Source organism: Corynebacterium glyciniphilum AJ 3170 (assembly GCF_007673095.1).
Taxonomy (GTDB): domain Bacteria; phylum Actinomycetota; class Actinomycetes; order Mycobacteriales; family Mycobacteriaceae; genus Corynebacterium.
The window spans coordinates 76106-98174 of record NZ_VDYZ01000013.1; the positions used below are offsets into that span (position 1 = coordinate 76106).

The window sequence follows — 22069 nt, forward strand, 5'->3', positions numbered from 1 at the left end:
GGAGAGGCTCAGCGCTCGAAGGCGGAGTCCGGGGCGAAGAGCGAGCAGGTCCAGTAGACCACGGCAGCGGCGGCGGGTGCCGCCAGGTAGCCGGCGGCGCCGGTGACCTTGGAGACGATGGTGACGTCCTGTCCGGGTCTGAGGTTGTCAGCGAGACCCGCGGTGATGTCCGTGCCGTGGAGGGTGTCTGCGATCCAGTTGCCGAAGAGGAGGAATACGGCGGCGCCGAGGAAGGCCAGGGCGATCACCGCCAACAGCATCACCGGCCCCCGCAACCGCGGTGAACGCCAGAAGGACCAGCCGGCGAGGACCGCTCCGAGCAGCCCGGTAGCGAGGGCGAAGACCGCGAAAGACAGGAACGGTGCGCCGGACGTCGCCGGGTCGAGCTCGGCGGCGCCTGTGTCGGTGACCACCGCGGTCACCGCAGGGCGCCACCAGCCCCACAGGAGTCCGGAAATGCTGAAGACAGCCAGGAAGACCGTGAGGGTCTTCGCCGACTGTCCGATCAGTACGCGACGAGATACCGTCATGCGGCGTTACAGGTCTTCCACTGTCCGTCTTCCCGGACATACACAGCCGGCGTAGTCTGCCGCTGACCCGCGATCTCCGCGTCGATATTGGCAGTGGCGCGGTCGCCCTCCACCCGGATGTCATTGACGCCGTGGACCACGGGCAACGTGGTTCCCTGGTCGGCCATGACCTTGCTTGCCATGGTGTTCTCCGACTGGCGTCCCAGATCCTGCAGGATGGCGTCTCTGCCACCAACCTGGTCGAGGTTTGCACGACAGGAGGTGTCCACCACCATGCGCTGGTACTCGCCCCAAGGCTTGTCCTCGCCAAGACCTCGGGCAACGGCCGTGATCTGCGCGGCGTCATCACCGTTGGCGGCGTTCCCCGCCGGGGCGTTGGCGGGTTCGGGGGCCGGGGCGTCCGCCGGAGGCTCGCCCTCGCCCCGGTCACCTTCCGGCTGGTCGTCCGGTGCCGGTTCGGCGGACTCGCTGGGATCCGGCTCGGCAGACTCCGAGGCTTCCGGGGCTTCTGAAGCCTCCGTCGACTCGTTCGCGCTGCTGGACGCTGCGCTCGAGGAACTGGTCGTCGTGCTGCCGGCGGCGTCCCCGTCAGCATCGTCGGAGCCGCAGGCGGCCAGTCCCAGGGTCGCCGCAACGACCCCGGCGAGAACGGCCGTGGTGATTCCCGGCCGGTGGCCTGACACCCGTGGTGACATTCGTGGTTCCCTTCTCATGCTTGTTGTACAGCTACGACCCTACAACGTCACCCGCCGGCGGAACGTTAGCTGTGGACGGTCCTGAGTTGCATCGGGCCACTACACTGGGCGGGGTGCAGCTCAACCGCGACCGAATCCTCACCGCAGCCTTCGACATCCTCGCCGAGTACGGCCTCGGTGACCTGACGATGCGACGCCTCGCACGCACGCTCGACGTCGCTCCCGGGGCCTTATACTGGCACTTCCCCAGCAAGCAGGACCTGCTCGGTGGCATAGCGGGGCGAATCCTGGAGGCAGCCGGCCCGTCGGAACAGACAGGACCCGAGACGGCCGACTGGCGGGAGCATGCCTACACCACCGCCTCCGCCCTGCTCGAACAGCTCCTCGGGGTGCGCGACGGCGCCGAGGTGGTCGCTGCCGCACTGGCTGCGGGCACGGCAGCACAGGATCCCGCCGGTACTCTCGCCGATGCCCTGACGGGTTCACCTGCCGCGGACCGCGAGCTGACCGGTTGGGTGCTGTCGCGGTACCTGCTGGGCGCAGCGACCGACGTGCAGACCGCGCAGGCGGCCGGTGCCACTCCCCGCACCGTCGCGCAGGTGCTCTCCGGGGTCGAGCTCGTCCTGGACGGCATCGGTAACTAGGATCGGGCGCTATGAGTACCACGGCTGCAGCGCACACGGTCACCGCCCACGGGGCAGACGTCACGGTAGATGACAACGGGGTGCAGGTGCGGAGAACCCCGATGGGGCAGACCCTGCTGCCGGCCGAGCTGACTGTCACTCCGGACGATCTCCGCGGCTGGTACCGGCATGCGCCGTCCGACGAGTCCCCCGGCTGGATCCAGTTCTCACTGGCGACGCCTCCCGACAATGCCGTCCTCCGCCCGGTACGGGGTTTCCCGGCGACCCGTGGCGCGTCCAACATCGTGGTCTTCGCCCCCGGACAACAGGAACAGTTCACACGGGTCCACCAGCTGCTGAGCAACCTGCAGGCGGGTTTCCCGTTGGACACCGCCCCCACTTCCCCGGTCGAGAGGGACACGGTGTCGGCCACGTCCCCTGCATCGGCCCCCGAGCCGACGCAGGAGACGTCGACGCAGTCAGCACAGTCAGCAGAGTCAGCACAGTCAGCAGAGTCCTCGCCACGGCAGACCTGGCAGCGCGTCGCGACGCCGGACACCGTCCCGGAGCCCAACACCGAGGCCGATGCGAACGGACCGATCTTCGGACAGAATGTCACCGTCACCGGGGACTTCGCCCCGTACGAGAAGGGTGAGGTGTGGGACATGATCGCCGAGGCCGGCGCGACCGTCGGCAAGAATGTGACCAAGAAGACCACGCTGCTGGTCATCGGCGAATGGGGGTCGGTGACCAGCAAGGAGAAGCGTGCCCGCGAGCTGAAGGACAAGGGACAGGACATCACGCTGTGGAGCTTCGACGAACTGCTCTCCGCGTTGGGGAAGTCGAGGCGTCCTGACCTGGACGAGGTGAAGGGAACCTCCGCGCCCTTCTAGGAGTCTCTCTACCGGTATGAACCGGAAACTCCATCTGCACGTCACCACCACCTCCGCCGACCACGACCCCTACGACCCCGCTTCCATGGTCACCATTCCGCTGGGTGGTGGTCTGGGAGCGACCGTGCAGGACGGTTCCCGGCGTCTCACCGTCGCCGACCTGGGCGCACGCCACACCAGTGCGTCATTGTTGTGGCAGGACTCCGCCACTGGAATGCTCGCGACTCTCGGCGACCTCACCTCGGTGTACGGCACCGCCCTGCGGCACCGTGACGCCGAACCCGGGATCCGGGAGATTGCCGTCATCGGCGTACCTTTTCCTGCTGCGGGGCTTCTCGCCCACCCTCTCCTCGCAGTACCGACGCACCGCATTCTCACCGGTGGCCCCGGGCCGGTCCTGTTCTTCGTGACCGAGGACCAACGGCTGTTCGTTTCGTCCGGGGCGGCACCCTCAGTTTCCTGCACCGGGCCGATCGACATCTCGGAAGGCCACTGTCAGGCGCTAGAGTCGGTGCCATGAAAGATTCCACCGTCCTGCGGGATTTCGACACATGGCTCGCCGACCACCCCACGGTGGTCACGGACATACAGAAGGTCCTCTCCGACGAACTGTCCGACGCGGGTATCGCCTTCGACCAGGTCTCGGTGAGAATCAAGGACCGTGGCAGTTACCTGGCGAAGATCCATGACACCGTCCACCCCGACTACCGTGACTTCGACTCCGCCTATGACGTCCTGGGGGTCCGTGTCACCGTCTACACCACAGCCGACATCCTGCTGCTCGTCGGAGTGATGCGCAGTCTCTTCGACGTGGTCTCTGTGACCGACAAGTCGGCCCAGACCGCCGGGCGCGGCGAATTCGGGTACGCATCCTCCCACGTCATCGCCCGGGTCACGAGTTCCACGATGCCGTCATTGACCGATCTGGAGGGCAGGCTGATCGAGATCCAGATCAGGACGGTGCTGCAGCACGCCTGGGCGGAGTTCGAGCACGACGTGCGCTACAAGAACCCGGGTCACGTGATCAGTCCGGAAGTACACCGCGCCTTCACCCTGGCCGCCGGCCTCATCGAGCTCGCGGACCAGCAGTTCGACACGATTGCCCGTGCCACCAGCACTGACGGCGACACGACTGACGACACCGAGCTCACCGCCACCATGCTGCCGGGGGTGTTGACCATGCTCGTCGGTAATGAATACCCGATGTCCAAGGCTGACTACTACCGGTTCGCGGTGGACATGCTCGCGGCGAACGGGGTGACGACCATCGGTGAGCTCACGGTGCTGTGTGCGCCGGAAGCGCTGGTCCAGCTGCAGGAGACGATGGGCTACGGCTATCCCCCGGGACAGGTCCGCCTCATAGACGACCTGCTGTTGTTCACCTACGGCCGCGACCATATCCGCCGCACCGTGCACATCGGCGACCACGCCTCGTCGCGGCCCGGTCGCCTGGGCAACCGGTGGCAGCGGATGGGTCAGCGTCCGCGCAGCTGATCGAGCTGGCGACGTTCCCGCTTCGTCGGGCGCCCGGCTCCCCTGTCCCGTCGGGGGATCGAGGCCAGGACCTCCTTCGACGGTGGCGGCGGAGAGTGGTCGACGTAACACTGCCGTGCCCGTGGAGCCCCGACCCTCTTCGAGACGAGTTCGGCGACTTCGACGACATACTCGCGGTGATTCACCCAGGCACGTACCCGGTCCCCCACTGCCACGGTCTGGGCAGGTTTGACGGAGACATCGTTGACTTTCACATGCCCTGCACGGCAGGCGTCAGCGGCAGCGGACCGCGTCTTGTACAGGCGGACCGCCCACACCCATGCGTCAATCCGGGTCACGGATCACCACTGGTCCTTGTGGTTGAGCACCTCGCGGACCTTCACCACGTTCCATCCCAGCACCACCAGAGCGACCACCGCAATCGTGAAGAATAGCCCCGAAGCGACCCCCAGAATTCCGAGAATGCCCCCTGCAACCGCGATTCCCCCGGACACCTGGATCGACCGAGAACGTTTACGGACATCGGCCTTACGACGGGCAACGGGATTGTCGGAGTAGTTGTCCATGGGCATGGCCCCGAGTCTACCCCGGTTCACCCCGCCTTGACGTCGTCCCAGCGGGACCCGCCCCGTACAACTTCCAGAGTTCCTGCTGAGATTTCCCTGACAACGCCACCGGGGTCTTCTCCGGCGGCCACGGTGAGGGTCAACGTCACGGTCTGACCGTAGGAGGCCTCGACGTCCAGGCCCCGCGCCCGGAGCTCCGCCTCGATCTTGCCTGCCTCCGCGTGGTCGACATCCAGGGTCCACACGTCCCGGGGCTCACGACGCATCACCGTGATGTCCTCCAGCACGGCGCGGGTGGCGTCCTGGTACGCGCGGACCAGCCCGCCCGTGCCGAGCTTGACCCCACCGAAATAACGGACCACGACAACGGCGACGTCCTGCAGACCCGATCCACGGAGCACCTCGAGCATCGGCTGGCCCGCCGTGCCTGCTGGCTCACCGTCGTCACTCGAGCGCTCCACCGGGTTCGCACCGTCGACGTGCAGGATGTAGGCGCTGCAGTGGTGCCGGGCATCGGTGAACTCGGCCCGGATCTCAGCCAGGAACGCCCGGGCGGCGTCCTCGTCAGGCACCCTGGCTGCGCAGGCGATGAACCGTGACCTCTTCACCTCGGTCTCCGCGACCGGACGACCGGTGGCAGGGCGCAGGTAGGCATGACTCACGGGTTGTGTCACCCTGCGTCACCCGAGGACGCCGGCCCAGGTGGACGCCTTGAGGTCGCCCATCAACGACGACGTGCGCGCCACACGGAGATCCGGGGGCAGCATGTACTGGAGCTCCTCGGTGCCGTCGGTGAGCGTGAGGTAGACGTCGGAGTCACCGCGGTTGTTGTGCAGCACACCCTTGAGTCGGTCCATGTTGTCCGGGGTGCACTGGTCGATGCGCATCCGCAGTCTCAGCGGAACCCCGGCACCCGCGCCGACGGAGAGCTCCGCGAGCTTGAGGTCATTGCAGAACAGGCTCGTGCGGTCGTCCCTGATGCTCACCTCGGCCTGGGCGAGGATGATGTTGTCCTCGGCGATCATCGGCGCGACCATTGAATAGGTCCGGGAGAAACACAACAGTTCAATCTGGGCACCGTGCTGGTCCTCGATCGTGACGATGGCCCAGGGGTTGCCCTTCTTGTCCACGCGGCGGTCCACGCTGGAAATGATCCCGCCGACCTTGATCGTGCGCTTGTCCGGCAACTCACCGGAGATCACGGTGGTCAACGGCGTGTCGATCTGGGAATCCAGGGAAGCCTCGAATCCGTCGAGGGGGTGTCCCGACACGTAGAGGCCGAGCATCTCCCGTTCCAGGGTGAGTTCGTGCTTGCGTTCCCAGTGCTGGTCGGGAATATCCACCTTGAAGGCGTTGTCCTCCACCGCATCGAGTCCGGAGAACAGGTCATACTGGCCCCGGGCCGCCGCCTTCTTGGTGGAGGTGACCGAATCCACGGCGTCTTCGAATACCAGCATCAGTCCCTTGCGCGGGTGCTCGAGCGAGTCGAAGGCACCTGCCTTGATGAGGGACTCCGTGACCCGCTTGTTGCAGGCGGTGGCGTCGATCTTGTCGAGATAGTCGGAGAAGTCGTCGAAGGCCCCCTTCTCTTTACGCGTCGCGACGATCGAGTCAACGACATCCTCACCCACGTTACGGACAGCACCCAGGCCGAAACGGATGTCCTGGCCCACAGGCTTGAAAGTGTAGTCAGATTCGTTGACGTCCGGCGACAGTACCTTGATCCCCAGGTGGCGGCAGTCGGCGAGGTAGATCGCGGACTTGTCCTTCTTGTCCGCCACGGAGGTCAGCAGGGCAGCCATGTACTCGGCGGTGTAGTGCTCCTTGAGATAGGCGGTCCAGAAACTGACCAGGCCGTAGCCGGCGGCGTGTGACTTGTTGAACGCGTAGCCGGCGAACGGGAGGATGGTGTCCCAGAGTGTCTTGATCGCCTCGGCGGAGAATCCGTTCTCCTTCATCCCCGCCTCGAAGTTCTCGAACTCCTTGGCCAGGACCTCCGGCTTCTTCTTACCCATGGCCTTACGGAAACCATCGGCCTGACCTGCGGTGTAGTTCGCGACCTTCTGCGAGATCCTCATGATCTGCTCCTGGTACACGATCAGACCGTAGGTCTCTTCCAGGATCTCCTCGAGCGCCTCGGCAAGTTCGGGGTGGATCGGTTCAATGGGCTTACGTCCGTTCTTACGGTCGGCGTAGTCCCAGTGCGCACCGACACCCATCGGCCCCGGGCGGTACAGCGCGAGCGCGGCGACGATGTCGTTGAAGCCGGTCGGCTTCATACGTTTCAGCAGCTCCTGCATTCCGCCGGAGTCGAGCTGGAAGATACCGAGAGTGTCGCCACGGGCCAGCAGCTCATATGACTGTGGATCATCGGTGGTCAGGCCCTCGAGGTCCAGGTCCTCGTCCCGGTTCTTCTTGATGTTCTCGATGCAGTCGCCGATGACGGTGAGGTTGCGCAACCCCAGGAAGTCCATCTTCAGCAGCCCGATGGCCTCACAGGCCGGGTAGGGCCAACCGGTGATGATCGCGCCGTCCTGCTGACGCTTCCACATCGGGATGTGGTCCAGCAGGGGCACGGACGCCATGATCACCGCACACGCGTGCACGCCGGCTTGGCGGACGACGCCTTCCAGGCCGAGTGCGTCGTCGTAGATCTCCTTGACGACCGGATCAGTCTCGATGAGGGTGCGGATCTCCGCGGCCTCCTGATACCGGTCATGGTTGGGGTCCATGATTCCGGACAGGGGGATGTCCTTGGCCGCCTGGGCCGGTGGCAGCGTCTTGGTGATGCGGTCGGCGATCTGGAAGCCGGGCTGACCGTGGTGGGCACGGGCGGCATCTTTCAGCGCCTGCTTGGTCTTCACCGTGCCGAAGGTGATCACCTGGGCGACCTTGTCCTGGCCCCAGTTATCGGCGGCGTAGCGGATCATCTCGCCGCGACGACGGTCGTCGAAGTCGATGTCGATATCCGGCGCCGAAGGGCGCTCGGGGTTGAGGAACCGCTCGAACATCAGGCCGTGGTCGATGGGATCGATGTTGGTGATGGTCAGTGCATAGGCGACCAGGGCGCCGGCGGCCGAACCACGCCCCGGCCCCACACGGATGCCGATCGAGCGGGCATGTTTGATCAGGTCGGCGACGACGAGGAAGTAGGACGGGTAGCCCTTCATGTCGATCACGTCGATCTCGTACTCGGCGCGGTCGATGTACTCCTTCGGGACCTCACCGCCGTGGAAGCGTTCCTTGAGTCCGTCGTGGACCTCACTCCGCAGCCAGGTCGTGGGGGTGTGCCCCTCAGGCACGTCGTAGTTCGGCATGCGGTCGTGGGTGTGTTCCTCCCACAACTCACCGTAGTCCTGGACGCGCTCAGCGATCCAGAGGGTGTTGTCACACCCGTCCGGGACGATCGGGTCCCAGTACTTGCGCAGCTCCTCGGCCGGTTTGATGTAGTAGCCGTCGCCGGAGAACGCGAACCGGCGCCCACCTTCATCGAGGGTGGGCTCGTCCATGGTGGCACCGGTCTGCACGCACAGCATGACCTCGTGCGGCTTGGCCTGCTTCTGCAGGACGTAGTGGCAGTCGTTGGTGACCAGCGGGGGCAGGTCGAGTTTCCGGCCGATCTCCAGCAGTTCGTCCCGGACCCGCTTCTCGATCTCCAGGCCGTGGTCCATCAGTTCGAGGAAGTAGTTGTCCTTGCCGTAGATGTCCTGCCACATCGCGGCGGCCTCGAGAGCCTTGTCGAACTGGCCGAGCCGCAGGCGGGTCTGGACGTCACCCGACGGGCAGCCGGTGGTCGCGATGATGCCCTCCGCATGCTCGGCGACGATCTCGGCGTCCATACGCGGGTACTTCGAAACCTGTCCCTCATAGCTGGCCAGGGAAGACAGCCGGAAGAGGTTACGCAGGCCCGTGGCGTTCTCCGCCATCATGGTCTGGTGCAGGTAGTAGCCACCGCCGGCGACATCATCGCGCTTCTGCTCGGGCTCACCCCATTTGACGCGGTCCTTGATGAGGCGGGACTCGGGCGCCATGTAGCACTCGATGCCGATGATGGGCTTGATGCCGGCACCGGTCATCGCGCGGTAGAAGGCGTCGGAACCGAACATGTTGCCGTGATCAGTCATGCCGACCGCGGGCATCCCCTGGCGTGAGACCTCTTCGGCGAGCAGATCCACCTTCGCCATGCCGTCGAGCATGGAGTACTCGGTGTGGTTGTGCAGGTGGACGAAGGAGGACTTCTTCATGTCGGACAGTCTACCGCCGGGGACACGACGACGACAGTTCCACTGCAGTGATCTCTGACCTGCAACGACGACGCCCGGTTCTTGATCCGCAGTGTACGGTTCTACTCCGGCAAGACAACTCCGTTCCCGACGAAACGACGGTTTCAGAGCCGACGAAACAACGGTTAGAAAGGCGACGAAACGACGGTTAGGGTGCTACCATGCAGGTCATGGCACCTCCATATCTTCACCGCTACATCGACCGGGAACTCGACGAAATCCTTCCCGACGCGGCTGCCGTCGCCATCGACGGCGCCAAGGGTGTGGGCAAGACTGCCACGGCGTCCCGCCGTGCCGACGAGGTCCTCGCACTCGATTCCCCGGAGACCCGCCAGCTCGTCGAAGCCGACACCGTCCGCCAGATCACCAGGGCAGCCACCGTCTGTCTCGACGAATGGCAGCACTATCCGCCGGTCTGGGATGCCGTCCGCCGCCAGGTGGACTCGCATGCTTCGACCCGCTTCATCCTCACCGGCAGTGCCGGACTCCCCGCGGGCACCGACACCCACTCCGGAGCAGGCAGGATCCTTTCACTGCGGATGCGGCCGCTGTCGGTCCCGGAACGCGGAACCGTCACACCGACCGTCCTGCTTTCCGAGCTCTTCGACAGCAACGGACAGGCCTCTGTCACCGGCCGGACGGAGGTCGATCTGGAGGGCTACGCCGACATGATCTGTTCCACCGGCTTCCCGGGCATCGTCGGCCTGACCGGCAGGCTCCGCCGCTCCCAGGTGGAGGGGTACATCTCACGGGTCATCGACCGGGACATCGCCGACTCCGGGATACTCGTCCGCAAACCCGGCGCGTTACGGGCGTGGTGGACCGCCTACGCCGCCGCGTCGTCCACCGCGGCGAACTACACCACGATCCTGGATGCCGCGACCGCCGGTGACGCCGAGAAGATCTCCAAGGACGCCGCACTGTCCTACCGGGAGCTGCTCACCCAGCTGTGGATCCTTGACCCCGTACCTGCATGGACGCCTGCACTTCTCCCGTTCAAGAGATTGACGACGACCCCGAAGCATCAGGTGGTGGACCCTGGCATCGCCGCCGCGTTGCTCGGAGTGACACCACAGATCCTCACCTCAGGATCTGCCGGCAGCGGGGAACTGTTCGGCCAGCTGCTCGAGTCCCTGCTCACCCTCACTGTCCGTGTCGCCGGACAAGCTGCCGAAGCGAAGACCTACCACCTGCGCACCCGCGGTGGGGAGCGGGAAGTCGACCTCATCCTCGAACGCTACGACGGGAAGATCATCGCCCTCGAGGTGAAGCTCTCCCCTGTCGTCCGCGACGACGACGTCAAACACCTGCACTGGCTCGGCAACCAGCTCGGTGACCGCCTGGCTGAAAAAATCATCGTCACAACCGGGCACGAGGCTTTCCGCCGGGCTGACGGCGTCGCCGTCGTACCCTTGGCCCTGCTGGGTTAGGGGGCATTCTCCTCCGCCACAGCACCATCACCCGTGGCATCCTCATCTCGTACATCACAGGTCCAACCCGATGTCCAGCGCCGTCACCGAATGGGTCAACGCCCCCACGGCCAGCGAATCCACCCCGGCCGCGGCATACTCGCCGGCGACGTCCAGTGTCAGCCCGCCGGACGACTCCAGAAGCACGCCCGGCGCGATCTCATCGCGCGTCCGTACCGCCGCGACTGTGTCCGGTACCGCGAAGTTGTCCAGCAGCACCTGCTGTGGCGGCACGTCGACCGCCAGTACCGCACGCAACTGGTCCAGGTCATCGACCTCGACCTCGCACCACAGTGCCGGATTGTCCGCTCGGACCGCCAGATAGGCGGCGACGACTCCCCCACCCGCGACGACGTGGTTGTCCTTGACCATGGCCTGGTCGGAGAGGTTGTAGCGGTGCGGGGTCCCGCCTCCGTGCACGACGGCCCGCTTCTGCAGCAGCCGCAGTCCCGGCAGTGTCTTGCGGGAGTCCCGCACGACTGTGCCGGCTCCCGGAGGAGAAGAAGGAGGAGAAACAGCCTCCACCCACTGTGCGGTGTGCGTCGCCACACCTGAGGCGTGGGACAGCACATTGAGCACGGTGCGCTCCAACTGCAGAATCGCCCGTACCGGACCGCTCAGGATCCCCACGACCGCCCCTTCGGTGACGTGCGTGCCGTTGTGCACCGGGTCCTGCAGTTCCACACGTCCACCGAGAACGGGGTAGGACGCTCCCGCCTCCAGGACCGCCTGGACGGCGTCGACGCCGGAAATGACCCCGTCCTCGCGCGCCACCAGACGTCCGCTGCCGTTCAGGTCTTCCGGGACGGTGGCCAGGGTCGTGGCGTCCCCGGAGGCGATGTCCTCCTGCAGGGCCGCCCACGCCAGAGCGGAGAACAGGGTGGGGTCACCGTCGAGAGCACCGAGGTCGGTCTCGGGAAATGTGCCGGTCACTCGCCTCCTCCCGGTGTGCCGACCGAGATCATCCGTTCAACGGCCTGCCTGGCCTTGTCGGCGACGTCCTCGTCGACATCGACCTCGTCTGTGCCCAGCGCGAGGCAGCGCAGCAGTGCCGCCGGGGTGATCATCTTCATGTAGGGGCAGGACGCGCGTTCGTTGACCGGTGCGAAGTCCACCTCCGGCGCCACACCTTTGAGCTGGTGGAGCATGCCGACCTCGGTCGCGACGAGCACCTTACCCCGCCCCTGGTCGGAGGCCGTACGGGCCGACGTCAGCATCTCACCGGTGGAGAGCATGTGGACCCGTTCCGGGTCGATCACGCCCTCACCTGCCAGGTAGATCGCCGAGTTCGCGCAGCCGCACTCCGGGTGGATGAAGAGGTCTGCGTCAGGGTTCTCCTCGGCACGGCGCGCCAGTTCCGGCCCGGAGATTCCGGCGTGGACGTGGCATTCCCCGGCCCAGACGTGGATGTTGTCCCGACCTGTCTGGCGTCGCACGTGGGCGCCGAGGAACTGGTCGGGCCCGAAGAGGATCTCCCGCTCGGCAGGCAGTCCGGCCACCACATCCACGGCGTTGGAACTGGTGCAGCACACGTCGGTGAGGCCCTTCACCGCGGCGGTGGTGTTGATGTAGCTGACGACCAGGGCGTCGGGATGCTCGGACTTCCACTCGGCGAGCTCCTCTGCGGTGAGGGAGTCCGCCAGGGAGCAACCTGCGTCCTCGTCGGGGATCAGGACGGTCTTGTCCGGGGAGAGGATCTTGGCGGTCTCGGCCATGAAGTGCACACCGCAGAAGACGATGACCTCGGCGTCGGTCTCGGCGGCGATCCGTGACAGTGCGAGGGAGTCTCCGGTGTGGTCGGCGATGTCCTGGATCTCCGGAAGCTCGTAGTTGTGGGCCAGGATCACCGCATTGCGCAGTTGTTTGAGACGACGGATCTCCGCGGCCCACTCCGCATCGCCGACGATGCCCTCCCACCGTCCGATGTCCCCCTCGGGACCGGTGTGCCCTGGAGCGCGGAAGACCCTCTCCAACAGGGGACTCCCGAATTGTTCAACAGTCGTCACAGTCATGTCCGGTGATGATATCCGAAACCACCGCACGCCGGGTGGTTTCGCGACGTATCCTCAACCTCGTGAGTACTCCACGACCTGCGGTGCGCGAGGCGGTAGCGCACCTCGACGCCCCGTTCTCCGTCCTCGACCTGGACAATGCGCTGGCCAATGCCGGTGACATGGTCCGGCGTGCGGCCGGCACCCCGATCCGGCTGGCGACGAAGTCGGTACGCATCCGACCGCTGATCCAACGGCTGTTGACGATCGACGGCATTGAGGGGCTGCTGTCCTACTCTCTCGGCGAGGCACTGTGGCTGGCCGACGAAGGCGTCAGCGACGATATTCTCGTCGCCTACCCCAGTGCCGACCGCCAGTTGCTCCACCAGTTGATGTGCGGCGAAGACTACCTGCGCTCGATCACGGTGATGGTCGACTCGGTGGAGCACCTGGATTTCATCGACGCCGTCGTCCCACCGACTGAACGCGGGAACCTGCGGGTGTGTATCGATATCGACGCCTCCCTGACTGTCGGACCCGTCCATCTGGGCGCACGACGGTCTCCGGTGCATACCGTGGAGCAGGCCCGTGCTCTCGCCGAGCTCATCAGCGACCGCGACGGTTTCACCCTGGTCGGACTGATGGCCTATGAGGGGCAGATCGCCGGGACCACGGACTCCTCAGCCCTGGTCTCGGCGGTCAAACGTATTTCGGCGAAGGAGTTGGCGGGACGGCGTGCGGCGATTGTCTCCGCCGTCAGCGCCGTCGACGGTGACCTGGAGTTCGTCAACGGCGGTGGCACGGGGTCGATCGAGTCGACCGTCGCCGAAGAGGCCGTCACCGAGATCGGCGCGGGATCGGGGGTCGTCGGGCCCGGCCTGTTCGACAACTACTCGTCCTTCCGCCCCCTGTCGGCCGAGTGGTTCGTCCTGCCGGTCGTCCGACGCCCGGCGCCGGACTTCATCACCGTCGCCGGTGGTGGACGCATTGCCTCGGGCCCTCCCGGCGCCGACCGGGTGCCGGTCGTCGACTACCCGCGGGGCCTGTCACTGACGTCCGCCGAGGGTGCCGGCGAGGTGCAGACGCCCTTGCGTGGCGACGTGGCAGCGGCGATGGAGCTCGGCGACCATGTCTGGTTCCGCCACGCCAAAGCCGGTGAGCAGGCCGAGTTCACCGACTCCGTGCTTGTCGTCAGTGACGGCGACATCATCGACGAATGGCCCACCTACCGGGGTGAGGGAAGGATCTTCACATGAGATGGCACAACTGGTCCGGCGGTCAGACCGCCGACCCGGCGCGTTTCGTCCAGCCGACGACCGAGGCCGGAGTCGTCGACGCCGTCCTCCGTGCCGCCGAGGACGGTCTGCGGGTCAAGGCGGTCGGTGCCGGTCACTCGTTCACACCCGTCGCGGTGACCGACGGCGTCCTGGTCAACCTCGACCACCTCACTGGCATCGTCTCGGTCGACAGTGAGGAGATGGAGGTCACGTTCCTCGCCGGCACCCGGTTGCGGGACGTACCCGCCCTGCTGCAGCCCCACGGACTGGCACTGGCCAATCAGGGGGACGTGGACCCGCAGTCCCTGGCCGGTGCGGTGAGTACCGGAACGCACGGCACCGGGATCGGGTTGACCGGCTTCGCCGGAATGGTCCGTGGACTGCGCACCGTCACCGCCGACGGCACCGTGCACGACGTCGGCCCCGGCGATCCACTCTTCGACCTGGGGAGGGTGTCACTGGGGGCGTTGGGGATCACCACGCGCGTCACGATGTCGGTGGTGGAGTCCTTCGTCCTGTCCGCGGTGGAGAAGGCCGAACCTCTTGCTCCCCTGGTCAGTGACTTCCCGTCACGGGCCTCGGACGTCGACCACCTGGAGTACTACTGGTTCCCCGGCACCGACGTGGCGCACGTCAAGACGAACACCCGCCACAGTCCACGATCGGCAGCCACCGCCGGCCTGCCCGGTCCTGTGCCGCGCTGGCGGTCGGTCATCGACGACGAGCTGGTCAGCAACGCCGCCTTCGGGGCGATGTGCGGGCTGATGCACCTGGCACCACGCACGACCGGGGCGATGAACCGCCTGGCCGCGGCGACGTTGGCACAGCGTGAGTACGCCGACACCGCACACAAGGTGTTCGTCTCTCCCCGCCGGGTCCGTTTCAACGAGATGGAGTACGCCGTCCCCCTCGCTGACGCGTCCGAGGTCCTCGCCGAGGTGCACCGGGTCATCGACACCTCAGGCCTGCCCGTCGGGTTCCCCGTCGAGGTCCGCTGCACCGCGGCCGACACGGTCCCGCTCTCGACGGCCAACGGGCGGGAGTCCTGCTACATTGCGGTGCACCGATACCACCGCGACGACTACCGTGAGCTCTTCTCCGTCGTCGAGCCGGTGCTGGTCGCCGCCGGGGGACGTCCCCACTGGGGCAAGCTCCACACCCTCGACCACGCTGGTCTGGCCGCCGTACACCCCGACCTGGGCGCTGTCGCCGACCTGCGGGAGCGTGTCGACCCGGAGGGGATGTTCCGTAATCCGATGGTGGACCGCGTCTTCGACCTCTAACTGAGCCGTTTCAGCCGGTTGGTCCGACGCGCATGCAGCAGCGTGTCGGTGATGAAGACCAGCAGCGCCACCCAGATGATGGCGAACCCGACCCAGCGGGCCGGTTCAATGTGTTCACCGACCACCAGCACGGCCCAGAGCATCTGCATCACCGGGGTGAGGTACTGCAGCATCCCGAGACTGGTCAACGACAGTTCATGGGCCGCACGGGCGAAGCACAGCAACGGCAGCGCAGTGATCGCACCCGCGGTGATCAGCAACAGAGCATGACCGACCCCGTGCCCACCCTGGACCATCGTGTTCTCCCCCTGGGTCTGCAGCCACGCCAGGAACAGCACCCCGACAGGCGCGAGAACCGCGGTCTCCGCCGTCAGCGACTGCAGCGGAGTCAGCGGCACCCGCTTCTTCAGCAGCCCGTAACCGGCGAAGGACAGGGCCAGGCCGAGCGACACCACCGGTGGCGAACCCAGTGCCACCGTGAGGATCACGACGGCCACCGCCGCGATACCGACGGAGACCCACTGCAGGGCTCTCAGCCGCTCCCGCAGGACCAGCACACCCAGTAACACGCTCACCAACGGATTGATGAAGTACCCCAGTGCGGCGTCGGCGACGTGGTCGTTGTTGACCGCGTAGATGTACAGTCCCCAGTTTCCCGCGATGAGCACCGCCGCCGCCGTGATACGCAGCCAGAGTGACAGCGGGATCCGTCGCGCCCACCGGAACCCGGTGGTGCACGCCATCACCACGACGACGAACGCCAGCGTCCACACGAAACGGTGGGCCAGGATCTCCATCGGCACCGCCGGGCGCAGCAGGGGGAAGAACGCGGGGAAGAACCCCCACATCAGGTAGGCGAGCACACCCCAGATCACCGGATCTCCTCCCGGTCGGCCACGGTCACCGGTCTCAAACCGAACCGTCCGTACGCGGCGTCCGGTGGCAACGCCTCCACGGCGAGGACGTCGGGGCGATCGCTGAGCTCCTGCAGCTCCGCAGGCGTGCCGTGGACCAGGACGCCCAGGACGTCGAGCGTCGGGTCGTCCAGTCCGACCCCCGCACTCGCAGCGACCTGTTCCCGGGTGGCGGCGAACACGTCCTCACGCCGGTGGCCGTCCGCGGGCTCCGGTATCTCCCACCGCGACTCCGCGGACAACAGGGTGGACACCCGCAGCGCGGACATGCCGGAGAAGATCTCCGCGAGCTCATCCGGGTCGGCCGGCTCGACCGGAGACACCAGTGCCCACCGGGCGGCGTCGGCGGGCTCGGCGGGCTCAGCGTCCTGCACCGATTCAGCGGCCCGAGTGAGGTACTCCTCCACGGTCTCGCTGTTGTCCGGCCCGAGGACGTCACCGTTGATCGCCTGGGGACGGGACATGCGCTCCGAACTCGCCAGGGCGATCACCGTCACCGCCAGGCACACAAGACACACCACCGACAGCCACATGACCCAGGCGGGGCGGCGGGTGTCCTCCCATTCCCGCCGACGACGTACCTTACGGTCCGGCGCGATCCGGCGGGACGGGCGGGGTCCGGCGGATGCCATCAGTTCACCTCCCGTAGGCGGTCGAGAGCCTCACGGAGATCCGCCGGGTACGGTGACTCGATGTCCATCCAACTGCCGTTCGGGTGGGTGAATCCGAGGTGGACGGCATGGAGCCACTGCCGCTCCAGCCCCAGGAACTCGGTGAGCGCCGGGTCGGAGCCGTACATGGGGTCCCCACAGCACGGATGGTGCAGGGCAGAGAAATGGACGCGGATCTGGTGGGTCCGGCCGGTTTCCAGATGTACCTTCACCAGGGTCGCCTGGCGGAACGCCTCGAGGGTCTCGTAGTGGGTGACGGCGTGTCGACCGTCCTCACGGACCGCGAACTTCCACCCCGCACCGGGGTGCCGCGCGATCGGTGCGTCGATCGTCCCCACCGTCGGGTCCGGATGCCCCTGGACCAGGGCGTGGTAGGTCTTGTCCACGGTGCGGTCACGGAACGCCCGCTTGAGCACCGTGTAGGCACGCTCGCTGGCGGCGACGACCATCACCCCGGACGTCCCGACGTCCAACCGGTGGACAATACCCTTGCGCTCCGGAGGTCCGGAGGTCGAGATGCGGAAACCGTCGGCCGCCAGGCCGGAGGTCACCGTCGGTCCTTCCCATCCGATCGTCGGATGCGCGGCGACCCCGACCGGTTTGTTCACCGCTATGATGTCGTCGTCGGCGTAGAGGATCTCCATCCCGTCGACATGTTCGGCGGGCTCGTCGGCGAGATCCCGCTCGGGCTCGGGCAGCGTGACGTCCAGCCAGGCGCCGGCCACCAACCTGTCCGATTTCCCCGCCGGACGGCTGTCCTGTGTCACGTCTCCTGCCTCGGCGAGTTCGGCGACGACGGTGCGCGACAGGCCGAGCAACTTCGACAGTCCGGCGTCCACGCGCATGCCCGCCAATCCGTCGGGCACCGGCATCATGCGCGACTCCCTGGGACCCGCACTCACGACGGCTGCACCTCCTGCTCCTCGGCCCGGTCCTCTTGCCTGCTCTTCCTCGGCTCGATGAGCAGGGCGTACACCAGGTACACCACCACACCGACACTGATCGCCGCATCCGCGACATTGAAGATCGCGAAACTGCCGACGGAGACGAAGTCGACGACATGGCCGTGCAGTCCACCCGGGTCCCGGAAGATCCGGTCGATCAGATTCCCTGCCGCTCCACCGCCGATCAGCCCCACCGCAGCGACCGCCCAGGGGTTACGCACCCGGAACGCCAGAACGATGCAGATCAGCACCGCGACCATCTGGATCACGGAGAACACCACGGTGGCACCCTCCCCCATGGAGAAGGCCGCGCCGGAATTGCGGATCAGGTACAACCGGGCGATATCGCCGATCACCGGGTACGCCGTAGTCGGCTCGAGATTCTCCACGACGAGCCACTTGGTGAGTTGATCGGCGGCGACGATGCCGAGCAGCGGGAAAAGCGCCCAGGGGCGGACGTTGAAAACAGTCACGGCGTCGATCTTATCGCGTCGCCGCCTGTGGACCTCAGTTGGTGCGCCGGCAGTTGGTACGCTGACGGGCGTGCGCACTCAACGACGCGTGTCCCTGCGACGGGCACTTCTGCCGACCCTGCTGTCGACCCTGCTGACCGGGTCAGTCCTTACCGCGTGTTCCTCCGATGACGACGCCTCGCCCGAAGCCCCCGTTGATGCCCCGGTTTCCGGGGTGTCTGTGACCGTCGACGACACCGGTGACACCCCGAGGGAGCCGTTGGTCTGGTTCAGCGACGCCGGGGAAAAGGAGACCGTCTTCCGTGCGACGCAGGGCTGGGGGCAGACCACCGAGGGCGACGGCAGTGACGAGGGTGAGGACGACCTGCCCTACGACGACGTCACCATGGAGGTCCCTCTCACCTCGTCGAGCTCGACCGACGGAGATGAACTGGAAGCCACCGTCGTGGCAGGACGCCCCACGGGGGACAACACCGACGGAAACGATGACCTGGCCACGGCTGAAGGGTTCACCATGAACCAGAAGTACAACCAGGACGGGCGGGTGACGTCCCGCGGATTCTCCGCCCCGGAAGGCGCATCGGACGCAGCACGGTCCAATGTGGAACGGTCCTTCACCCAGATGACTGACATTCCGGTCGTCTTTCCCGCCGACGACCTCGGGACCGGCGCACGATGGACCGTGACCGGACAGGTCGAAGACCCGATGCTCGGTGTCTCGATGAGACAGGGCGTCACCTACACCCTGCTGTCTCGGGAGGGGTCGCGCATCGAACTGGACGTGGACGTCGAGCGCACCCCCTCAGTCCAGAGGATGTCAGGTTCCGACCTGACGGTCACCGATTCCAGTAGTGAGTCCAACGGAAACATCACCGTCGACCTGCGACGCCCGGTGCCGGTGTCGGGAATGATCGAGACCACGACAAGCGTGACCTACGGTGAGACCGACTCTCCGGTCACCGTTGTGCAGACCTCGCGCACGAGGTCGAGCTGGGAACCTGCTTAAGCCGCGGGCTCCGCAGCAGGCACGTCACCCTCCGGAGCCGGTGCGTCCTGGGCAGGGGCCGGAGCATCGCCTTCCGGTGCCGGCGCGTCCTCGAGGAACGGTGCACATGTCTCGGGCACCTGGTCCGGTGCCACGTTACTGACCAGGGTGCATGCCCACTCCTGGGACAGCTTCCACTGACCGTTGTCGTCAACGAACTTCACGCCCTGAATGAGCTGTGGCTCCTGGTCAGGCAGCGTCATGTTCATCGTGGTCTCGACGGTGTTCTCGACGGTGCCGGGCATGACCGGGTCAATCACCTCGAATGTCGCGCCCGATTCCTGCTTCGAGGCCGTCATCACGTCGAAGAGCTCCACGGCCTGCTCCCCGTTCTCCACGGTGTCGGCCTTCTCCTCGGCCGGGACGTCCGGGGCCACTGCACGGTCGAGGATCTCGCCGAGCTCCTGGGCCGTAGGCAACGGGGTCTGCTCGGTCGTCTGCTCAACTGTGGTTTCTGCGGCGGTGGTGTTGTCGTCGGCGTCGTCTGAGGAACAGGCGGTCGCGGACAGGCCGGCGGTGAGGGCGACGGCTGCGGCGATGGCGCGGGTTCGCTTCAATGATCTCACGGTGACGAGGCTCCTTTTGCGTGTGGATGTACAACGGATGACGAGAGTCTACCGTCGAACAGGCGGTAGCCTTGAAATCCGTGACTGACACGACTGCTGATACGCCCACCGTGCTCGCCACCGGCGGCACGATCTCCTGCACCTCGGACACCCTCGGTGACCTGGTGCCCACCCGGGGCATCCGTACTCTCCTCGACGACGCCGGTGTCCCCTTCTCCTCCGTGACCGCGCGGGACGTCCTGCGGCTCGATTCGTCGACGATGGGTCTTGCTGACCTCGACGCGCTTCTCGTTGAGATCCATGCAGCCCGAGAACACGGGCCCGTTGTGGTCACCCACGGCACCGACTCCATGGAGGAGACGGCCATGGCCGTCGACCGGCTCGTCGGAGGCCGGGTCGTCCTCACCGGCGCCCAACGGCCAGCGGACGACCCGTCACCCGACGGACCAGGTAATCTCCGCGATGCCGTGGAAGCAGTCTCGTGCATCGAGGCTCCGAGCGTGGTCTTCGGCGGCCGGAGGTCCCCTGCCTACGGTGTCCGGAAAATCCACACCACGGCAGATGTGGCTTTCGATGCCCCCTCGATCCCCCGCCCAGCGGCCCTGGCTACGGCACCGGTGCCGCTGGACGGTCTTCGCGTTGACGTCGTCGCAGCGTACCAGGGTGCCGACCCTGCCGCGGTGAGGTCGGCACTGAGTGCAGGGGCCGACGGTGTCGTCATCGCCGCTTTCGGTTCCGGGAATGTCGGAGCCCTGGCCGACGGGGTCGCCGATGCCCTGGCCGACGGGGTCCCTGTGGTGGTGGCCAGCCGGGTCCCGACAGGTGGAGTTCAGCTGGTCTACGGCGGCGCAGGCGGAGGACGCAGCCTCGCCAGGGCAGGAATCCGGTCCGCCGGCGAGCTCACCCCGCCACAGGCGCGGATGGAGCTCCTGTGCGAACTCGCGGTCAAACGCGCACAGCTGCTCCGCTAGCGGAGACTGTCCAGCGGATCGGCGGGACGGAGAGCCGGGTCATCGACGGCCAGCGACCTCGCCCTCCCCGGACCCGTTGACCGGGTCTCGAACCGCACGCTCACCACTCCCGCCCCGGTTCCCTGGACCCAACCGTGCCCGAATTCCGCGTGGTGCACGTCCACGGTCGGCCGCCAGGACACCGGCTGGATGCCGTGTTCCTCGTCCTCCTGGCCCGTCGCCTCGTCGGCCACGTCATCGAACTCTGATTCGGTAGCGACCTCTGCTCCCGGGACGGCCACACCTGGTTCAGGGAAGAGGACAGCCTGGCGCTCCTCGGTGAGTCCGGAAAGACTCACACCGACCAGACGTACCGCACCGGAGACTTCGGGACGTGGAACAACTGAGCGTGCTGCTGCGATGATCTCGTCCAGGTCATCTGTGGGCGTGATCAGTGTCGTGGACCGGGTGTGGGCCTTGAAGTCCGCGGTCCGGGTCTTCACCGTCACCGTCCGCGCCGCCCGTCCGTCGCCGAGCAGACGGTGGCGTGCTGCGGTGGCCGCACGTACCAGGACCGGGTCGACGTCCACGGTCGTCGTTGCGTCGGTCTCGAGTGTGCGCTCCGCAGACACCTGCTTGGCGCGGGCGCGGGGGGCGACAGGCCGTGAATCCCGCCCGCGGGCGTACCCCTGGACCTGCAGCCCCACCGAGCCGAGGAGCCCTTTGACGTCGACGTCGTCCATGTCGGTGAAGTCGCCGATCGTGGTAACGCCGACTTCTGCCAGCTTGTTCTGTGCGACCGGTCCGATACCCCACAACTCACCGACCGGACGGGTCGCGAAAACCTCCGCCCTCCGTTCGACGCCCACGACTGTCACACCATGGGGTTTGGCGAGGTCAGACGCCATCTTGGCATCCATTTTCGTGGATGCCACGCCGATGGAACACGGCAGTCCGACCTCGTCATCCACCCGCGTCTGCAGGTCCCGCGCCCAGTGCTCAACCTCCTGGGGGGTACGTCCCCCCAAGGATTCGGGCTCGACGAAACCTTCGTCGACACTCAGCTGCTCGACGGTGTCGCCTTCTCTGCCGAGCAACTCGAAGACCTGTGCGGACACTGCGGAGTACACCGCGAACCGTGGTGTCACGACGACAGCTTTGCCACGGCACAACCGGACCGCCTGCTGCATGGGCATGGCGGACCTGGCCCCGTAGACACGGGATTCGTATGAGGCGCCTGCGACAACCCCGCGTCCTGAAGCGCCCCCGACCAGGACCGGACGACCCGCCAGCGTTGGCCGCGTCAACTGCTCGACGGAGGCGAAGAACGCGTCCATGTCGAGGTGGACCACCCACCGCTGCCTGGTGTTCATTCCACCGATTCTAGGCAGTACGTTGTCCG

General features: G+C 66.5%; 23 protein-coding genes. 9 read left to right on the forward strand and 14 right to left on the reverse strand.

Annotated features, from left to right (window positions below; translation table 11 throughout):
* Window positions 1-8: 8 nt before the first annotated feature.
* Both FS507_RS13110 and FS507_RS13115 read right to left on the reverse strand, forming a co-directional pair.
* Window positions 9-530: a hypothetical protein gene (locus tag FS507_RS13110; RefSeq protein WP_145943228.1), complete on the reverse strand. Its 522-nt coding sequence runs from the start codon at window positions 528-530 to the stop codon at window positions 9-11.
* Window positions 527-1225 carry a hypothetical protein gene (locus FS507_RS13115; RefSeq protein WP_145943229.1) on the reverse strand — a complete coding sequence of 233 codons (699 nt, stop codon included), beginning with the start codon at window positions 1223-1225 and terminating at the stop codon, window positions 527-529. Before FS507_RS13115 ends, FS507_RS13110 begins: the two co-directional genes overlap by 4 nt.
* Window positions 1226-1338: 113 nt before the next feature.
* On the opposite strand from FS507_RS13115, the gene FS507_RS13120 reads away from it, so the two are divergent.
* Genes FS507_RS13120 through FS507_RS13135 form a run of 4 tightly spaced genes read left to right on the forward strand, consistent with a single transcriptional unit; the run spans window position 1339 to window position 4235 of the window.
* Window positions 1339-1869, forward strand: a complete 531-nt coding sequence (locus FS507_RS13120) for a TetR/AcrR family transcriptional regulator (protein ID WP_145943230.1) — start codon at window positions 1339-1341, stop codon at window positions 1867-1869.
* 11 nt (window positions 1870-1880) lie between these two features.
* Entirely contained in the window at window positions 1881-2741 is an 861-nt protein-coding gene (locus tag FS507_RS13125) for a BRCT domain-containing protein (RefSeq protein ID WP_145943231.1), read from the forward strand.
* A 16-nt stretch (window positions 2742-2757) separates the two neighbouring features.
* Window positions 2758-3261 carry a hypothetical protein gene (locus tag FS507_RS13130; RefSeq protein ID WP_145943232.1) on the forward strand — a complete coding sequence of 168 codons (504 nt, stop codon included), beginning with the start codon at window positions 2758-2760 and terminating at the stop codon, window positions 3259-3261.
* Window positions 3258-4235 (forward strand): GTP pyrophosphokinase, encoded by a 978-nt coding sequence (locus FS507_RS13135; protein ID WP_145943233.1) that lies wholly within the window; start codon window positions 3258-3260, stop codon window positions 4233-4235. The genes FS507_RS13130 and FS507_RS13135 overlap by 4 nt, the downstream gene beginning before the upstream one ends.
* On the opposite strand, the gene FS507_RS13140 is transcribed toward FS507_RS13135, so the two are convergent.
* Genes FS507_RS13140 through dnaE form a run of 4 tightly spaced genes read right to left on the reverse strand, consistent with a single transcriptional unit; the run spans window position 4217 to window position 9045 of the window.
* Window positions 4217-4573, reverse strand: coding sequence for an RNA-binding S4 domain-containing protein (locus FS507_RS13140; protein WP_145943234.1), 357 nt, complete (start codon window positions 4571-4573; stop codon window positions 4217-4219). The two genes, FS507_RS13135 and FS507_RS13140, sit on opposite strands and share 19 nt — an antisense overlap.
* A gap of 3 nt (window positions 4574-4576) precedes the next feature.
* Window positions 4577-4807, reverse strand: coding sequence for a hypothetical protein (locus FS507_RS13145; protein WP_145943235.1), 231 nt, complete (start codon window positions 4805-4807; stop codon window positions 4577-4579).
* Between the two features lie 20 nt (window positions 4808-4827).
* Entirely contained in the window at window positions 4828-5463 is a 636-nt protein-coding gene (locus FS507_RS13150; protein WP_145943236.1) for an IMPACT family protein, read from the reverse strand.
* Between the two features lie 18 nt (window positions 5464-5481).
* Entirely contained in the window at window positions 5482-9045 is a 3564-nt protein-coding gene (dnaE, locus tag FS507_RS13155) for a DNA polymerase III subunit alpha (protein WP_145943237.1), read from the reverse strand.
* A gap of 209 nt (window positions 9046-9254) precedes the next feature.
* Here dnaE and FS507_RS13160 point away from each other — a divergent pair, with 209 nt between their 5' ends.
* Complete coding sequence (locus FS507_RS13160; protein WP_260853450.1) at window positions 9255-10514, forward strand: ATP-binding protein; 1260 nt, start codon at window positions 9255-9257, stop codon at window positions 10512-10514.
* Between the two features lie 54 nt (window positions 10515-10568).
* Here FS507_RS13160 and nadC read toward each other — a convergent pair whose 3' ends face one another.
* Together nadC and nadA are read right to left on the reverse strand one after the other, a co-directional pair.
* Window positions 10569-11486: a carboxylating nicotinate-nucleotide diphosphorylase gene (gene nadC, locus FS507_RS13165; protein WP_145943239.1), complete on the reverse strand. Its 918-nt coding sequence runs from the start codon at window positions 11484-11486 to the stop codon at window positions 10569-10571.
* Window positions 11483-12565, reverse strand: a complete 1083-nt coding sequence (gene nadA / locus FS507_RS13170) for a quinolinate synthase NadA (protein ID WP_260853452.1) — start codon at window positions 12563-12565, stop codon at window positions 11483-11485. The genes nadC and nadA overlap by 4 nt, the downstream gene beginning before the upstream one ends.
* A 62-nt stretch (window positions 12566-12627) precedes the next feature.
* Here nadA and FS507_RS13175 point away from each other — a divergent pair, with 62 nt between their 5' ends.
* Both FS507_RS13175 and FS507_RS13180 read left to right on the forward strand, forming a co-directional pair.
* The gene (locus FS507_RS13175; protein ID WP_260853454.1) at window positions 12628-13800 is read left to right on the forward strand and encodes an amino acid deaminase/aldolase; all 1173 of its coding nucleotides are present in this window, start codon (window positions 12628-12630) and stop codon (window positions 13798-13800) included.
* Window positions 13797-15104 (forward strand): D-arabinono-1,4-lactone oxidase, encoded by a 1308-nt coding sequence (locus tag FS507_RS13180; protein WP_145943240.1) that lies wholly within the window; start codon window positions 13797-13799, stop codon window positions 15102-15104. Before FS507_RS13175 ends, FS507_RS13180 begins: the two co-directional genes overlap by 4 nt.
* On the opposite strand, the gene rarD is transcribed toward FS507_RS13180, so the two are convergent.
* From rarD to lspA, 4 genes are read right to left on the reverse strand one after another with little or no spacing between them, the layout of a single operon-like run.
* Window positions 15101-15979 (reverse strand): EamA family transporter RarD, encoded by an 879-nt coding sequence (rarD, locus tag FS507_RS13185; RefSeq protein WP_145943241.1) that lies wholly within the window; start codon window positions 15977-15979, stop codon window positions 15101-15103. The two genes, FS507_RS13180 and rarD, sit on opposite strands and share 4 nt — an antisense overlap.
* Complete coding sequence (locus FS507_RS13190; RefSeq protein ID WP_145943242.1) at window positions 15976-16650, reverse strand: hypothetical protein; 675 nt, start codon at window positions 16648-16650, stop codon at window positions 15976-15978. Before FS507_RS13190 ends, rarD begins: the two co-directional genes overlap by 4 nt.
* Window positions 16650-17561, reverse strand: a complete 912-nt coding sequence (locus tag FS507_RS13195) for an RluA family pseudouridine synthase (RefSeq protein WP_145943276.1) — start codon at window positions 17559-17561, stop codon at window positions 16650-16652. Before FS507_RS13195 ends, FS507_RS13190 begins: the two co-directional genes overlap by 1 nt.
* 26 nt (window positions 17562-17587) lie before the next feature.
* Window positions 17588-18106, reverse strand: coding sequence for a signal peptidase II (gene lspA, locus FS507_RS13200; protein WP_145943243.1), 519 nt, complete (start codon window positions 18104-18106; stop codon window positions 17588-17590).
* A gap of 70 nt (window positions 18107-18176) precedes the next feature.
* On the opposite strand from lspA, the gene FS507_RS13205 reads away from it, so the two are divergent.
* Window positions 18177-19112, forward strand: coding sequence for a hypothetical protein (locus FS507_RS13205; RefSeq protein WP_260853456.1), 936 nt, complete (start codon window positions 18177-18179; stop codon window positions 19110-19112).
* Here the strand turns inward: FS507_RS13205 and FS507_RS13210 are convergent.
* On the reverse strand, window positions 19109-19708 hold the full coding sequence (locus tag FS507_RS13210) for a hypothetical protein (protein ID WP_145943278.1): 600 nt from the start codon (window positions 19706-19708) through the stop codon (window positions 19109-19111). The two genes, FS507_RS13205 and FS507_RS13210, sit on opposite strands and share 4 nt — an antisense overlap.
* Before the next feature lie 89 nt (window positions 19709-19797).
* Between FS507_RS13210 and FS507_RS13215 the strand changes: the two genes are divergently transcribed.
* Window positions 19798-20688 carry an asparaginase domain-containing protein gene (locus FS507_RS13215; RefSeq protein ID WP_145943244.1) on the forward strand — a complete coding sequence of 297 codons (891 nt, stop codon included), beginning with the start codon at window positions 19798-19800 and terminating at the stop codon, window positions 20686-20688.
* Here FS507_RS13215 and FS507_RS13220 read toward each other — a convergent pair.
* The gene (locus FS507_RS13220; protein WP_145943245.1) at window positions 20685-22040 is read right to left on the reverse strand and encodes a DNA polymerase IV; all 1356 of its coding nucleotides are present in this window, start codon (window positions 22038-22040) and stop codon (window positions 20685-20687) included. The two genes, FS507_RS13215 and FS507_RS13220, sit on opposite strands and share 4 nt — an antisense overlap.
* Window positions 22041-22069 lie beyond the last annotated feature (29 nt).

Excerpts from the sequence above, each read along its gene's own strand:
- FS507_RS13190 (WP_145943242.1), bottom strand. The coding sequence starts at position 16,650 with ATGGCATCCGCCGGACCCCGCCCGTCCCGCCGGATCGCGCCGGACCGT.
- FS507_RS13135 (WP_145943233.1), top strand. The coding sequence starts at position 3,258 with ATGAAAGATTCCACCGTCCTGCGGGATTTCGACACATGGCTCGCCGAC.
- FS507_RS13130 (WP_145943232.1), top strand. The coding sequence starts at position 2,758 with ATGAACCGGAAACTCCATCTGCACGTCACCACCACCTCCGCCGACCAC.
- nadA (WP_260853452.1), bottom strand. The coding sequence starts at position 12,565 with ATGACTGTGACGACTGTTGAACAATTCGGGAGTCCCCTGTTGGAGAGG.
- FS507_RS13195 (WP_145943276.1), bottom strand. The coding sequence starts at position 17,561 with ATGCCGGTGCCCGACGGATTGGCGGGCATGCGCGTGGACGCCGGACTG.
- FS507_RS13125 (WP_145943231.1), top strand. The coding sequence starts at position 1,881 with ATGAGTACCACGGCTGCAGCGCACACGGTCACCGCCCACGGGGCAGAC.
- FS507_RS13160 (WP_260853450.1), top strand. The coding sequence starts at position 9,255 with ATGGCACCTCCATATCTTCACCGCTACATCGACCGGGAACTCGACGAA.
- dnaE (WP_145943237.1), bottom strand. The coding sequence starts at position 9,045 with ATGAAGAAGTCCTCCTTCGTCCACCTGCACAACCACACCGAGTACTCC.
- FS507_RS13145 (WP_145943235.1), bottom strand. The coding sequence starts at position 4,807 with ATGCCCATGGACAACTACTCCGACAATCCCGTTGCCCGTCGTAAGGCC.
- FS507_RS13180 (WP_145943240.1), top strand. The coding sequence starts at position 13,797 with ATGAGATGGCACAACTGGTCCGGCGGTCAGACCGCCGACCCGGCGCGT.
- FS507_RS13220 (WP_145943245.1), bottom strand. The coding sequence starts at position 22,040 with ATGAACACCAGGCAGCGGTGGGTGGTCCACCTCGACATGGACGCGTTC.
- FS507_RS13115 (WP_145943229.1), bottom strand. The coding sequence starts at position 1,225 with ATGTCACCACGGGTGTCAGGCCACCGGCCGGGAATCACCACGGCCGTT.
- FS507_RS13110 (WP_145943228.1), bottom strand. The coding sequence starts at position 530 with ATGACGGTATCTCGTCGCGTACTGATCGGACAGTCGGCGAAGACCCTC.